Raw genomic sequence first — 15,284 nt, forward strand, 5'->3', positions numbered from 1 at the left:
TTAAACAGCATTTATAGGTAGTCGGATCTGGAAGTGCGCTCCAATGGAGGCATCTTGCTCTACGATTCGAATATCGCCTTTCAACTTTTGAGTTACTAAGTTATAGACAATAGAGAGCCCCAATCCCGTTCCGCCTTGATTTCTGTTTGTAGTATAGAAGGGGGTAAAAACCTGATGAGCTACTGCGTCATCAATTCCAACACCATTATCTTGATAATCAATGATGACCTTGTCATCAACCTTAAATACCTTAATAAACACGAGATTATGTGGCTCTTGGCTGCTTTTGAATCCATGCTGACAACTGTTGTTGATAAAGTTGGTGAGTATCTGTTCAACTGCACCAGGAATGGTCTCGAGCTTGAGGGCTTCCGGTATATCGACCATAAATTCAACATCATAAGGTTGATATAGTGGTGCGATACTTGCGATAAGATTTTCACATAAGGGTTTAAAGAATACGACTTCCGCCGTTCCATGGCCTTCGTTGTCAGAGGTTTGCTTAAACTGTTGTACCAATAAAGCAGCACGCTCCAAATTTGTGTTCGTCATATTAATCGCAGGGATTGACGACTCAAGAAACTCGACAAATACTGACTCGTCTAGCTGTTGATTTTGGTAAGCGCGCTCAAGCTTTTTTATTTGCTCATCGACGATAGAAACAGACGTCATTGCAACGCCCAAAGGGGTGTTCACTTCATGGGCGACGCCAGCCACTAATTTACCTAGCGCTTCCATCTTTTCGACCTCAACTTGATAGTTTTGTGCCTTCTCGAGGTTCTGAAGCATCTCTTTTATACCTTTGTTATGCTCTCTTACACTCTGTTCAAGTTGAAGCTCTCGCTGACTAGGCGAGTCAAGGGATAAAGATTGCTGAGCTGTCTGAATGGTAGCACCTAATGCGAAAACGGTGCTTATCACAAATTGGATTGCAGCACTATCTGGCGTGGCTTGATGAGGTTTTTGGCGAAGCATAATAAAGCCATTCAACTGTCCATGTAACTTCACTGGCACAAGTATCGCTCTAAAATGGGTCACATCGACATCACCCATCCATTTGGCATTTTCAGCATTGTTATAGGCATACACTAGGTGACTGCTCTTTGAAAGTTGCAGTGCAAACTGACCAAAAGAGTGTTTATCGATCGGTGAAAAGAGTTTGGCTTCATCACTGTTGATAGTCTGGTAGCCAACACAGTCAATTTGATCACTGCTGACCGCTAGCCATAAACTGGCATCGTGAAGGTAAAGTGATTGAACAAGTGTTTCCAGTAGTAAGGCTGAATAACCTGCTACATCGCCTTGCTTAATATGTTCGCTGTCTAAAAGCCGGGTTAGCTTTTTTGTGTACATAGATACTTCCGTGATTCGAGATTACTGATCGGCGTCTGGATATTGCTTTCGGATTTCCATTATTTCATCGAAATTTTGGATAACAATGTCAGCGATATCTGGGTCAAAATGATGCCCTTTTTGTTCTTGAATCAAGGCAATAATGTCTTCATTTTTCCAGGCCTTTTTATAAGAACGAGTCGAACCAAGTGCATCGACCACGTCTGCTATAGCCATTAAACGACCCTCGAGCGGTATTTCGGGTCCACTTGTACCATTCGGATAACCTGAGCCATTCCATTTTTCATGATGGGAAAGCGAAACCATTGCACCCATCTGAGGAATTCCGTAATTGAGTTTACTTAGTAACTTATGACCTATTTCAGGGTGGGTTTTCATTACTGCCCATTCGTCATCATCTAACGGACCCGGCTTATGAAGAATTCGCTCAGGAACACCGATTTTACCAAGATCGTGCATAGGCGCTGAGTGTTTGATAATTTCGACATGTTTTTCACCCAGACCTAGTTTCTTAGCGATGTATTCACAGATTAAAGCTACTCTTAATACGTGTGCACCCGTCTCTTTCGACCTAGTTTCAATGGCTTCACTTAACATTAGCATGAGTTGTTGTTGTACTTCTTGAACTTCATTTTTCGCTCGCAAGTTTTCGAAGACCAAGACGAAATTTGAAGTGAAGTGGGGAAGAAGGTTTTTCACCCCCTGAGAAATGGGTTTGGCAAAATCGAAAACCAGTGTGACGGATTCAAACTCATTAATTTTCATGTAATGAACGTAGTGGTCATCCTCTATTTTAACCATAGGGCGGTTTGGATTCGAGATGATTACGTCTGCTAGCATTTGTTGAACCGAACTGATCGATTCTCCTTCAATGAGCGTGTTATGGTCTGTGAGATGAAACTGTTTTTGAGTAGGTTGGGAGTAGGGCATATTGCTCTCAATCGAAACACCTAAGCTCACGTTATCCTGTTTAATGAATGATTTAAGCTCTGTATAGGCCGAGAGAAGAAAGCCGTTGACCTTAGAATGAGTCAAAATTGTCTCGGTCGCGTTAAGAACATGTTCAAGTTTCTTCTGGTTGGAGGAGATGATTTTAATGTCTCTATAAGCTCTTAAAGCGGTAAGCACAGATGTTTTTAATCTAATCGCATTGAGTTCGGTTTTGTTTTTATAGTCATTAATCTCATACTTTTGTATGACAGTTTCCTCTGGCGCCGAACCAGGTTGGCCGGTACGTAACACCAGTCGAATATGTTGATCATTTCTCTCTTCTCTAATCCAGCGTATTAACTCCAATCCCGCGGAGTCTGTCTCCATAACTACATCGACAAAAGCCAGTGCGATATCCGAATTATCACTCAAAACTTTACGTGCTTCTGTGGCTGAGGACGCTGTAAGAATTTTGACTTCAGAACCTTGAAAACAAAGGCCTCGTAGCGCCATTTTTGAAACAGTAATAACGTCAGGTTCGTCGTCTACCAGAAGTACCTTCCATGGTCTTTTGTTACTGGTGATGTCGCCCGTCAATGGTGGGCTAGTAACTGTTTCTTTTGCATAGGAATTATTTGAGAAAAGGGTATTTGGCATCTGTCTTTCCTTAACAAATATAAAGCATAAATGTAAATAAACTTGCTGGCTATTGTCGGACTTTATCTTATTAGAACCTAAGTTCTAATTTCCACAAATCCCTGTGGTGCCTTTACCAACCTTACAATTTATCTACACAATTTCAATTCAAAAAAGAACTGATTTATGGCGTGAATGCATTACACCCAATTTTTGAATGGTTGTTAATGTGTTGTTATGTTGTTATTTTTTAAAGGTGATTCCGTTTTATGAACTTTAGTAGGCATAACCCTGAGGTATGGTCTACTTTTGGATTAGGACGACGCGAACAAAAGTTTACTTGAGCATTAGATTCGCGAAGATTTTTGAAAGAATTTAAGTGAGTAGTACTTCTTCACTTATTGAGGTTGGGAAGATGAGAGCATTTTTTGAAGTTCACTTGAGACTGGTGATTACCGTTTGGGTAATTCTCATGTCTGTGTTGGGACTTCTATACCTGATGAACTACATGAAGTTTGACAGTTTAATGTCTGGTGTAGTGTCTTCAAAGCTAGATGTTATTTCGTCTTCGCTAGATACCTCTATCCAGCGCGTTGAACGCTTAGGTATTCCATTCCATTCAGCTGATAACCTTATCGAACAATTTGATCAAGCTAAGGCGCGCGAATCTGACGTGACCGCTATTTCGCTTATCGATAACAATGGTCGCGTTTTATTGCAGACCACGAGTGCAGTAAATTCCCCCACGGCAATTCCTGAAGATGTCATCCGACGCGCTCTAACGTCTAACGAGCAGCGTTGGCTATACAGTGATGACACAAAGCTTTATAGCGGGCTTCAAACGTTCGGTGATTTCAGTAATCTAACCGGCAGCCTAGTTATCGAATATGACAAGACTGCACTTTTTGGTGTCTATGCTCTTGTTCGACTTCATTTATTAGAAGCGACGGTGGTCATATTTCTTATCACTGCATTGATCGTATTTATAGTGGTTCGAATTGGATTTGCTGATGTGGCAAATGTTCTGAAACTCATTCACAACTATTCATCAGGTGATAAATCTGTTGACGGAAAAAAAGCACCAGATGGTTCTATGAGCCAAAGCTTTGCTGAACAAATCAAGCAAAGTGAAGAAATGAAAGCACAAGTGTCTGCTGAGCTGGAGCGCCTGCAGTCGCTTTCAAGAAATAACACCGAAAATACCAAGGATGGAACTGAGGTGGTTAAGTGAATCAAGCGCAAACTATTGCGAGCTTAATTAATAAAAGACTGATTTATATCACAATTATTAGCGCCTTCATTGCTTCTTTTTTAAGCGCGGCGTACACGCTCGTAGAGTTCAACTTTTCGATTAAGCCAGAACTTCTAAAAAAAGCTAATTCGATCGCTCAAATCATTCATGATGACGTTGAGTTAGCGATCAACGTAGGTGTGCCTTATCAAGAAATTAGCGGTATGGATACATACCTTGATGAGACCCTTAAAAAGTACCCAGAACTCACTTTCGTTGCGCTTACTCAAAACGACACTGTTTTGTACCAAGCAGGTGCTGTCGAGGAACTCGATCCAACTTACGCGATCACGTTTGAGAAGTCCTCAAGTCAGTATTTAAGTGCGTCGTTTATCGAACGACTTGTTGTGGTGATGAAGGAACTGCCACAGTTGCTACCATCTCTATTTAGCTCAGAATCTTCACGTAGTGACCTGTTTCAACTTCCAATAGAAAGTGCAGAAGAGGTAAGCGGTAGAGTATATGTTGGGTTGAGCTCTACGTATGTTCAGTCGCAGCTTACCGATATTTTCTTCGATATCGCTATTGTTTTGGTCGCAGTTCTTCTCGTCTGTTTTGAAGTCGTGATGGTTGTCGTCATGTTCTATGTATCCGGACCTTTGGAAGAATCTGAATCGATTCTAAAAAGGCAAGTCAAAGGGGATTTTTCAGTAAACGAGAAGATTACTTACCACGGTGTTATTGGTACGTTTGCTGATAGATTGAACCAAGACTCAAAGGACTTACAATCGCGATTCAAATCTTTGTTTGCCAAGCTATTGCCACAAAGCTCTAGCTCTTCTGAAGTAGATTCTAAACTGAAGTCAGTGTCCGATAGGTTCAGTTTGCAGAATAAACTAGGGATGCACAAAGGGGATGTTGTAGACGCTCGAATCCCGTTGTTTGTGTTCTCTTTTGCAGAAGAACTGTCTAAGTCCTTTATGCCTTTGTTTGTCAACGAGTTCTATCAGCCATCCAGCTGGATCTCTAAAGATGTGATGCTAGGGCTGCCTATTTCGGTATTCATGTTTGTCATTGCTGCTTGCACACCGTTTGCCGCTAAGTGGGTAGATCGCTGGGGACAGAAGCAGCTTTTCCTCGTTGGTCTTATTCCAGCGATTGGTGGTTATTTTGGTTGTGCATTCGCAACGGATGCTATGGACATAGTCATCTCCCGCGGTGTGACTGCATTTGGTTATGCGATTATTACCATTAGCTGCCAAAGCTACATCGCGGCAGTAGTCACGTCAGAGAATCGTGCCAAAGGCATGGCAATGTTTGTCGGTGTACTGATGACTGCCACTATGTGTGGTACCGCGCTGGGTGCAATTATCGCAGATCGCATCGGTTATCAGCCGGTGTTCTTATTGTCAGCCTTACTTGCTGCGTTTGCTGGCGTTCTTGCTTGGAGAATGTTTATTGGCGAGTTGGATGCCGGTGAGGGTAAAAAAGCTCCAGGCGAAAAAGGAAGTGTGTTGCTGCTGATGAAAAACGTTCGCTTTATGGCCGTTATTCTATTCTGCGCAATTCCAGCGAAAATCGTACTGACTGGCTTCTTGTACTTTTTAGTTCCACTTTATCTCGTATCTCTCGATGCGAGTCAGTCTGAAATAGGTCGTATTATGATGATCTATTCTCTCGTCATTATTCCTTTGAGTCCAATCGCATCGGGCATTGCAGACCGCACTCAAAAGACAAAACAACTGGTTGTACTTGGAACGATTTTGTCAGGTGCGATTTTAGTTTCTCTCTATGGTGACGACTCAATTTTCAAGATACTTCTTGCCGTAACGCTGATGGGTGTTGCTCATTCTATTCTAAAAGCGCCACTCATCGCTTGTGCTCTTGAAGCGTCGGAAGATACACCTGAAGTTGGCAGAACCGAGACGCTAGGATTCTTACGTACCTCCGAACGTATCGGCAGTGTAATTGGACCTATTCTGGTTGCGATGCTACTGGCGACGCATACCTTTGGTGAAGCCATGAGTATCGTAGGTGGTGGGATAATCGTAGCGGGTATCGCAATCCTAATTATTCTGAAGAAACCTGCTGTTGAAGCTAACAAAGGAGTCGACGTATGAGATCTCTGATCACGTTTCCTCTTCTGACTTTGATATCAGGTTTGACGTACTCCAGCATCGCGAGTTCAGAAGAGCGCAAAACGATCTATATGACGGTTTGGCGTGGCTGTGAAGAAGCCTGCCAAGGTTTCCATGATTATGTTGAGGCTAACAAACTCCCAATTGATATTGTGCTTCGTAACGTTGACCGAGATAAAAGTAAACTGCCGACATTCCTGGACGAGGCCAAGCAGTTAAAGCCAGATTTGGTCGTCACTTGGGGAACCAGTGTGAGTAAAGCGATGATTGGCTCACTGGAAGACTATGGCAACGAAACCAAACTGGGCGAGATTCCGGTTCTATTTATGATTGTTGCGGACCCAGTTGGCGCGGGAATCATCAAAGATTCAACGTACTCAGGACGTACAACCGTTACTGGGATTAGAAACCGTATTGAAGAAGAAGTTCAGATTAGGGCAATGAGAGAGTACTTCCCAGTAAGTACGATTGGCGTTGTCTATTCGTCAGCTGAGCTCAACTCAGCACTCAATACAGAAAAACTGCAGACCCTTGAAGAGAAAATGCAGTTCAAGACCATAGTTGAAACATATGAACTGGGAGACGATGACAAACCACTTCCAAACCAGTTTGAACAAAAAATGCAGAGCCTGTCAGAAAAAGGTGTAGATGTCGTTTATGTTGGCTCTAGCTCATACAACTTATCCAACCGTGATGCTTTTACTAGCGCCGCTCTGAAGCACAACTTACCTGTGGCATCAGCCTATGATTCTATGGTGACTGAGTCGGACGCATTGATCTCAGTTTCAAATAAATACTATCGCGTAGGTCAATTGGCGGCTAATCAAGCGAAGAAAGTGCTGCTTGAAAATATCGAGCCGGGTCAGTTGCCGATTGCGGAGCTTCAGAGTTACTCAATCACTATCAATATGGATGTGGCGAGACAGATGTCACTTTATCCGCCTATACAGCTTCTTCGCTTTGCGGAGCTTGTCAATGTTGATAAGAGCAGGAGCGAATGATGATGAAACTAGTTGGTAAGTCACGATTTGAGGAGGTTCGATGAGAGAGATTATTGAACCACAAGGAAGCTTGTTAGTCGTTACAGACTCTAATAACAAAGAGTACGTTGCAACAAACTTCTTTGGATTTGAAGCCGTCAGCAAAGATTATGAGTGGCAAGTCAATGCGCTAGTAACTAAAGCGAATCCAGCTGACTGGGTCGGTGAGCCGATTAGCTTAAAGCTGTACTCTGAAACGGGAACAAGCCGAAGCGAGCTTAGAACATTCCAGGGCTACGTCGTTAGAACACAGTCTCAGTCGCAAAGAATTGATTCGACCTATTCAAGTATCCGATTAACCGTCAAGCCTTGGCTGTACCTACTGCATCACTCTAGAAAGTGTCGTGTATTCCAGGAGGCGAGCGTACAAACAATCGTAACAAGTATTTTTGATGAGTTGGGTTTCAAAGGAGCCTACAGTGTCAAAAGCATGCCGTCGACCAAGCGTGAATACTGCATTCAGTTTAATGAAACGGACTTCGAATTTGTCACTAGGCTCTTAGCGGAAGAAGGTGTTCATTTCTACTTTGGTAAAGACAGCGATGCAAACAAGCTGTTTTTACAGCAAGCAAGTAAGCCCTTTGCTTCCGACAAAATGGTGACGCTAGATTACGCTTCGCAACCATCGGGTGATTATGAGATTTTGGATACTTGGCAGCGTGAACATCGTTTCCACAGTGCTTCACTCGAGCTAGCAGGTTATGACTACAACCAGTCAAAACTAATTACAAGTAAGGCGAAAAAATCAAAGTACTCATTGTCCAATAACACAAAGCTAACTGATTATCGTTATCCGGCAGCAAGTGCCACGGGGTCTTACACCGATTTAGCGGGTGATGTCGTTGAAACCCAGCGAGGGCAGCTAGATTCAGACTACGATAGCGCGTTGGCAACGACGACCTCAGCAAGCCTTTGTGCAGGTTACTTTCTCAAGCTCAACGCGCATACGGATAGTAGTCAAATAGGACAGTATTTAGTCGCCGAAATTAAGTACGATTTCGATGACGAAAAAGGAGAGTTTCACTCCGATGTAAAAGTCATCCCAGAAGGTCAGACGTTCTATCCTCAATACATTGAAAAGCCAGTTTTACACGGGCTTCAATCCGCGACAGTCGCGGGCAGCACCGCGGGTGAGCCTGCTAACGACGCGCTAGGGCGCGTTCGTATTAAGTTTCATTGGGATCCTGAAACAGGTGATAAAACGAGTTGCTGGGTACGAGTTGCCCAACCTATGGCTGGTAAAGGCTATGGTGCCCAATTCTTACCTAGAGCAGGCCAAGAGGTACTTGTTAGCTTTGTTAATGGTGACCCAGATCAGCCCGTTGTCGTCTCAAGTGTTTACAACAGCGGGAACAAGCCACCATACCCAACAGCTAATACTACTCAATCTGGGGTAATGACGAAATTAACCGGTGAGAGTAACGAGTTACGGTTTGACGACAAGAAAGATAACGAGCAGTTATATGTGCACGCTGCTAAGGATATGACACGAGAGGTCGTCAACGATTACACCGAAACGATCGGTGGTGAAATGAAGTCGACGGTAACCAAAAACATAACTCAAACCGTTGAGAAGCAAACTACGTTAACGTCTAAAGAAGGCATTACCTACAGCACCGATAAATCTTACAAGCTTACTGCCAAAGAAAGCATTAACGAGCAAGGTAAGGAAATTACCTTAACGGCAGATGACACTCTAACGTTGAAAGTCGGCAGCAGCAAAATTGTAGTTACTAGCGACAAGATTGAAATTTCTAGCGGTACGGTAGCAGTGAGTGGCAGTTCTAAAGTATCGGTCGATGGTGGCAGTCTGAGTCAATCTGGAACGTCCGTTAGCATCAAATCTGATGGGGCATTTAGTGGCAAGGCGGGTACTTCAATGTCGTTGAGTGCTTCAACCAGCTTTGCCGCGAAAGGCAGCACCGGCGCAAAACTTCAAGGGCTCAACGCGGAAGTTAAAGGGGATGTTACCGCTAAGCTATCTGGTGCAGCTCAGTCTGAAGTCAGTTCATCGGGTCAAACTGCCATTAAAGGCACGATATTAATGGTGAACTAATGAAAAAGATTCCCTACCAAGACTCAAAAAAAATCCTATCTTACTTTGATCTATCAGATGAAGCGAAGGAGCTTGTAAACGAAGCGCTGTCGCCGATAGAAGTGATACAGGTATTACAGAAAGCGGCGCTGAACATTGATTTGACAACATTTATTGCACACGCACTACCAATGCGAGAGTCAATTTGGTGGGCGACGTTAGCGACGGGATTGAGACACGACGACTTAACTCAAGCAGAAAATTCTGTGGTAGCAGCGAGTGCAAACTGGGTAAAGCAGCCAAATGAAGCGATGCGCCGTGAAATAGAGAAATCAATCGTGCCACTTGCGAATGAGAGTGCGGCTAAATGGGTCGGTCAAGCTGTGTTTTGGAGTGGTCAGGGGAGCATTGCTCCTGCTGAAAATCCGGTAGTCATGCCCGCTGACTTTTTGCATGCAAAGGCTGTGGCGGGTGCTATCAACACGGCTGCAGCACTACCTGAATGGTCCGGGTATAAAGGTTATTACAAGAAAGTGTTCAACATGGCACTGGATATAGCCGATGGCGGTTCCGGTAAGTTAACCGAGGAGGTGAGCTAATGCCTAGTGCAGCGAGATTAACAGACATGCACACATGTCCGATGCAAACACCTGGTACACCGCCTATTCCTCATGTTGGCGGTCCTATAGTTGGTCCGGGCGCGGTCACCGTTCTTATATGCGGTTTACCAGCAGCGAAGATGGGGGACTCGCTAGTATGTGTTGGACCGCCAGACTCGATTGTTAAAGGCAGCGCAACAGTATTGATTAATAGTACCCCAGCGGCGCGAATGGGCGACACCACAGCACATGGCGGCAGTATTGTGTTTGGTGCACCGACCGTTCAGATCGGTGGATAAAGTAGAACGTAATTCGAATTAAATTGGACTAAGTGGAGCGGAGGGAACCATGCCACCACCATATACGATTAAGGGTCACATATCTCAAACAACGTTTTGGGACAACGATCATCCACGTGAACAAATTGAAGAGTTGGTAGAGCAAGCAAAGCTTGCTGATCCAAAGCTACATGAATTCATGCGCCACCTATCCAACACAGTCAAGAATGAAAGTGGCAAGCCAATAAGATATGAACGAGGTCCACTTAAAACTCGAGAACGTATTGCTGCTAAATGCGGTATTACCAATTGGGATGACCCAAAAACAGATAAACCAGGCGGCAAAATTCCGCTCCAAGTAAAGGATATTTCCCGAGCGACGATTGTATTTAGCACTATCGCACAAATGAATGCTTTTAGAGACTTCATATCCATGACTCCGGAGTTTGAGGCAATCAAAGATTTGCATGGAAAAGCAGTAAAGGATCTATGGGGCATGGGTATCCAAGATCAGTATAAAGACGTAAAGTTTTTCCTTCAGGTAGAGATTGATTTTTCCACCACGGTTGATGGTAAGCCGACCGGCAAACGAAAGATTCCTCATATTGTTGAGCTACAGCTTAATGTCGGACAGATGGCATGGGGTAAAGCTTATGGTCATGCGTTCTATAACCTGTCGCGCCTGGCACGATTGGATGGTGAAGAAAAGTTTGTGTGGAATAATCCAAAGTGTGTCATTACTGTGCCTGCAAATATTAGTGGTAAATGTGCTAACAAGCTTCGTACCGCTATCACTCACTGTCGCAGCCTTGCAGAAGGCGACAAAACAGTACTCCTAGCAACCAATATCCTATCTAAGTTGCTATCTAACAAGTTTAAACTTCCATCTTCCAAAGAATGTGAAAGTTTGCCTTCAGCAAAGCATTACGACTACAAAAACCGCAAGCAACCCCTTGTCATTAGATGTGGCAAATACAATTGGAAAAAAGCAGAGAGTCAAGATAGTAATCAAGCGCAAGCGTGGGCTATCGCTTACTTAGCCGCTTTCGTTTGGTCCAATTTCACTAAATCACAGCACAAGCCCGGTATCACGGGTACTGCCGCGAGCTTCCACGAGAAATAGGAGTAGTTAGTCGATGTTTGATGATTTATTGGCCCCAATTTCTGATGAATCCCCAAGTGGTGAATATCTCAAAGATAACCGCTCTTTATTCCGCGGTTATCGCAATGAGTTCAACATGGCCCAGTCGTCGTTTAGGCAGCTCGTTGAAGTTCCAGATGCACTTGAGGATGCAGAACTCGTTGATGCCAATACGACAAACTGGAACAAGCTTTCTGAATCCTGCCATCTGTGCTTGGCGACTAAATCTAAAGACCTCGAGATTTTCTCTTGGTTTACCGTTGCTCAGCTTTTTACACCGCAGCCTTTTAACAATCTAAATAGTGCCTTGATGTCGATGGAAGCTGTTGTAGACAGTTTTTGGTCGAGTCTGCACCCAATGCTACCGGAAAAAAAGCGCAAAGGGGACACAGAGCAAGAGCAAGCTGTTGAAATTATTGAACATCGAATAAAACCTTTATTGCAACTTGTTGGTGACACAGCCGAGAGTGGCTTGCTCTACATGCCATTGCAAATGCTGCCTTTGGTAGGCGAAATCGACTTTGGCCGTTTTTACAAGGCGGAAAAAGACGGAAGTTTGTCTAATCTTAAAGATGAGGCAGTGATTGCATATGGACATGAAAAAGCTGAAGTAGAAGAACGAATTAGATCATTGGGAGGTTCACTCGATGCTCTGATTCGTCTTGAAACCTTGCTCACCGAAAAGTGTCGCGAGGCCGGTGCAACAGCAATTAGCTTCAAGTTTGTAAAAGACGCAATAGAGAGACTTATTTCATCGTTGAGATATTTAGTGGGTGAGCAGTTTGCACATTGGCCTTTGGACCCTGAACCCGTTTTGGAAACGGTTCAAGTGATACCAGAGAGCTCATCTGAACAAATTGATTCGGGCGTTCAACCTGATACGAATGAACCTATACAGGTTGCGACTGACGTAGCCCAGGCGCCATTGAATGTCGTGTCATTGCCCACAGCCGGTGTAGCGACGAGAGAACAAGCATTAGCGAATTTACAGTCAATAGCAGACTACTTTTTAGAACATGAGCCACATAGCCCGATTTACTTACTGTTAAAGCGGGCAATACGTTGGGGAGGGATGTCATTACCAGAATTACTCGAAGAGTTGGTCGGCGACAATAGTGCCGTACATCAGCGAATCGAACATTTGGCTGGACTGGAAAGTGCAGAGCACAAAGCAACGCATAGTGTACCTGCTAGTGCTCAAGCGATAACGCCTATTGAACCAGTTCAGGAAGAAGTGAAACCAAAGGAAACAACCACTACCAGTGAAAGCAACACCGATTCAGGGCTTTCGAACATCGAGTGGTAATCGTTACTCACAGTCATAAATGACTATTTATACAAAAAGGGAACAATCATGGCTTCTATTTTTATGCGAATTGATGGATTAACAAGCATTAAAGGTGCAGCGACAATCGGTGATATCGGTGGCAAGAAAGGCTTCTTTGCTGTCGATAATATGTCATGGGGTGCTAACCGTGGTGTTAGTGTTGACGTAGGTAATGCGAACAATGCAGACAAAGGGATGGTATCGCTTGATGCACTAAACATTAGCCGAACTTCAGATGGTGCATCGCCTCATCTAACAACCTTTCTATTCGCACCGGGTGCAGAAGGTAAGACAGTGGAAATTCTACTGACTAAACCATCTCGTGACGGTGCAGGTGCAGATCCATACCTAGTCATTACTATGGAGAAGGCGCGTATCGCGAGCTACAACATTTCTGGCTCAGACGGTCAACTACCAACCGAAGACTTTTCACTCACATACACGACGCTAACCAAGGTTTATTACCAAGAAGGTGACGGCGGTAAGATCGAGAAAGGCGACACCGTTAAGTTTGACTGCACGACCGGCAAGCTAGAGTCGAAAGCAGCTTAATCTGATTAACAGGGAGAAGTAACGTGGCTTTGAATTCACAACACAAACGTGTAAGTAAAAACCGGGTAAGTATTACCTATGATGTTGAGACAAATGGCGCTGTTGAAACGAAAGAGTTGCCTTTTGTAGTGGGTGTTATTGGTGATTTTTCTGCACACAAGGAAGATCGCGAAGACCTAGAAGAGAGAACGTTTTATCAAATCGACAAAGATAACTTTGATACGGTTTTGAAACGTGTTGGACCAGAGTTGAAGTTAAAAGTCGACAACACTCTGCAAGACGATGATAGCCAGTTTGAAGCCGCGTTATCTTTCTCTTCTATGAAAGATTTCGAACCTGATGCTCTAGTTGAGCAAATAGAACCACTCAAAAAACTTGCTGAGACCCGCCAACAGCTTAAAACCTTGCTGTCAAAAGCGGATCGTTCTCGTGATTTAGAAAAGCTGCTCAAAGAAGTTCTGCAAAGTGCAGATCAAATTAACGCGCTTTCTAGTGAGTTGGGCATCGAAAGCAAAGGAGATGAGTGATGAGTTCTGAATTAGAAAGCCAAGCAGGTGCGGGCGCAGAAGCAGAGGCGGGCAGTGTTCTAGACAGAGCGATTGCTGCTACGACGCAAACACCGGCAGACACAACGAAAGAGTTGTTTTCTGTACTGGCTGAGCAAGCGCTCAGTGGTACGGTAACTTGGGACAAAAATGTCTCAAAGACTATCGAAAACGCAATAGCACAAATCGACAAGCAAATGTCTAAGCAGCTTTCAAAGGTAATGCAGGATGATGAGTTCCAGCGTTTAGAAGGCTCTTGGCGTGGTCTGAATAAGCTGGTTCGCGAAAGTGAAACTGGCCAATCTCTTAAGATCAAGCTTGTTGATTTCACAAAAGATGAGCTAATTGAACAGTTTGAGGACGCACCAGCGGTTGACCGCAGTCCACTGTTTGATGCCTTGTATCAAAAAGAGTTTGGTACTGCGGGTGGTGAACCATATGGTGCACTCATCGGTGATTACTCTTTCTCACACAAAGATGAAGATGTAGCACTGCTACGTTATATGGGTGAAACCGCCGCAGCGAGCCACGCTCCATTCGTTGCAGCAGCAAATCCAGAAATGTTTGAGTTCAACTCTTTTGAAACTTTCGACGAGGGTAAGCCTGTAGCGGCTGGCTTTGATTCACCAGCGTATGCGTCTTGGAACGCGTTCCGTGAGAGTGACGATGCCCGCTATGTAGTGCTAACACTACCTCAAACATTGGCTCGTCTGCCATACGGCGAAAAAGGTTTGTCGACTGACGCATTTGAGTTTGAAGAACTTAATACTGACGCAGAGGGTAATCCGAAACCAGCAAACAACTCTGAGTTGGTTTGGTCTAACGCTGCGTTCGATTTTGGTCTAAAAATGACTCAAGCGCACACGGCGTTTGGATGGTGTACTGCAGTTCGTGGTTTAGATAACGGTGGTAAAGTAGAAAACCTACCAAACCTAACGTTCAAATCAGAAGCTGGCGACATTCAGCAGCAGTGTCCGATTGAAGTTAACTTGACTGATGAACGCGAAAAAGAGCTGAGCGACCTTGGTTTCCTACCTTTGGTTCACTACAAAAACACCAACTATGGTGTGTTTATTGGTAGCCAAACAACACAAAAACCAAAGACGTATACAGACCCTGACGCGACAAGTAACGCAGCAATTTCTGCTCGTATTCCTTACATCATGGCGAGTAGCCGAATTGCACATTACCTCAAAGTAATGGGGCGTGACATGCTTGGCTCTAACCTTGAAGCAACGGATGTTCAGAAACAACTGCAAACCTGGATTGACCAATACACCAACTCAGGTGCCGTTGGTAATGCAGAGCGTTCTAAAACACCACTTTGTGAGTCTCAGATTTCAGTTGTAGAACAACCAGGTAAGCCAGGTGCATATTCAGCAGTGGCGCACCTAAGACCTTGGCTACAACTAGAAGAACTGACGACTTCAGTTCGTATGGTAACGAAAATCCCAGGTTAAAACCTGGTATGTAATGACT

13 protein-coding genes and 1 pseudogene are annotated in these 15,284 nt (G+C 44.1%); 11 read left to right on the plus strand and 3 right to left on the minus strand.

All coding sequences use genetic code 11. The annotated features are described in order from the left end of the window. The 3 genes and pseudogenes from LY387_RS24130 to LY387_RS27290 all read right to left on the minus strand — a co-directional run. The gene (locus LY387_RS24130) at positions 1 to 1,353 is read right to left on the minus strand and encodes a sensor histidine kinase (RefSeq protein WP_234496700.1); all 1,353 of its coding nucleotides are present in this window, start codon (positions 1,351 to 1,353) and stop codon (positions 1 to 3) included. Positions 1,354 to 1,374: 21 nt separating this feature from the next. Continuing rightward, complete coding sequence (locus tag LY387_RS27285) at positions 1,375 to 1,956, minus strand: HD-GYP domain-containing protein (protein WP_419153476.1); 582 nt, start codon at positions 1,954 to 1,956, stop codon at positions 1,375 to 1,377. Positions 1,957 to 2,037: 81 nt separating this feature from the next. Continuing rightward, a pseudogene (locus LY387_RS27290) lies at positions 2,038 to 2,940 on the minus strand (DUF3369 domain-containing protein); the annotation flags it as partial. Between the two features lie 394 nt (positions 2,941 to 3,334). On the opposite strand from LY387_RS27290, the gene LY387_RS24140 reads away from it, so the two are divergent. The 11 genes from LY387_RS24140 to tssC are packed head-to-tail and all read left to right on the plus strand — an operon-like array spanning position 3,335 to position 15,265. Then, a complete protein-coding gene (locus tag LY387_RS24140; protein ID WP_234496702.1) occupies positions 3,335 to 4,150 on the plus strand; it encodes a hypothetical protein in 816 nt (271 codons plus the stop codon). Next, a complete protein-coding gene (locus LY387_RS24145) occupies positions 4,147 to 6,270 on the plus strand; it encodes an MFS transporter (RefSeq protein WP_234496703.1) in 2,124 nt (707 codons plus the stop codon). Before LY387_RS24140 ends, LY387_RS24145 begins: the two co-directional genes overlap by 4 nt. Further along, positions 6,267 to 7,289, plus strand: coding sequence for an ABC transporter substrate-binding protein (locus LY387_RS24150; protein WP_234496704.1), 1,023 nt, complete (start codon positions 6,267 to 6,269; stop codon positions 7,287 to 7,289). Before LY387_RS24145 ends, LY387_RS24150 begins: the two co-directional genes overlap by 4 nt. A gap of 40 nt (positions 7,290 to 7,329) precedes the next feature. Beyond that, positions 7,330 to 9,384 (plus strand): type VI secretion system Vgr family protein, encoded by a 2,055-nt coding sequence (locus tag LY387_RS24155; RefSeq protein WP_234496705.1) that lies wholly within the window; start codon positions 7,330 to 7,332, stop codon positions 9,382 to 9,384. Further along, complete coding sequence (locus tag LY387_RS24160) at positions 9,384 to 9,962, plus strand: DUF6931 family protein (protein ID WP_234496706.1); 579 nt, start codon at positions 9,384 to 9,386, stop codon at positions 9,960 to 9,962. Before LY387_RS24155 ends, LY387_RS24160 begins: the two co-directional genes overlap by 1 nt. Next, the gene (locus LY387_RS24165; RefSeq protein ID WP_042471724.1) at positions 9,962 to 10,261 is read left to right on the plus strand and encodes a PAAR domain-containing protein; all 300 of its coding nucleotides are present in this window, start codon (positions 9,962 to 9,964) and stop codon (positions 10,259 to 10,261) included. Before LY387_RS24160 ends, LY387_RS24165 begins: the two co-directional genes overlap by 1 nt. A gap of 49 nt (positions 10,262 to 10,310) precedes the next feature. Continuing rightward, positions 10,311 to 11,363, plus strand: coding sequence for a hypothetical protein (locus LY387_RS24170; protein ID WP_042471719.1), 1,053 nt, complete (start codon positions 10,311 to 10,313; stop codon positions 11,361 to 11,363). Between the two features lie 13 nt (positions 11,364 to 11,376). Beyond that, entirely contained in the window at positions 11,377 to 12,687 is a 1,311-nt protein-coding gene (locus tag LY387_RS24175; RefSeq protein WP_234496707.1) for an ImpA family type VI secretion system protein, read from the plus strand. 48 nt (positions 12,688 to 12,735) lie between these two features. Next, a complete protein-coding gene (locus tag LY387_RS24180; RefSeq protein WP_042471713.1) occupies positions 12,736 to 13,260 on the plus strand; it encodes an Hcp family type VI secretion system effector in 525 nt (174 codons plus the stop codon). A 23-nt stretch (positions 13,261 to 13,283) separates the two neighbouring features. Further along, the gene (tssB, locus tag LY387_RS24185; RefSeq protein ID WP_042497780.1) at positions 13,284 to 13,787 is read left to right on the plus strand and encodes a type VI secretion system contractile sheath small subunit; all 504 of its coding nucleotides are present in this window, start codon (positions 13,284 to 13,286) and stop codon (positions 13,785 to 13,787) included. Next, positions 13,787 to 15,265 carry a type VI secretion system contractile sheath large subunit gene (gene tssC, locus LY387_RS24190; RefSeq protein WP_128649652.1) on the plus strand — a complete coding sequence of 493 codons (1,479 nt, stop codon included), beginning with the start codon at positions 13,787 to 13,789 and terminating at the stop codon, positions 15,263 to 15,265. The genes tssB and tssC overlap by 1 nt, the downstream gene beginning before the upstream one ends. Positions 15,266 to 15,284 lie beyond the last annotated feature (19 nt).

The organism is Vibrio maritimus (assembly GCF_021441885.1).
Lineage (GTDB): Bacteria > Pseudomonadota > Gammaproteobacteria > Enterobacterales > Vibrionaceae > Vibrio > Vibrio maritimus_B.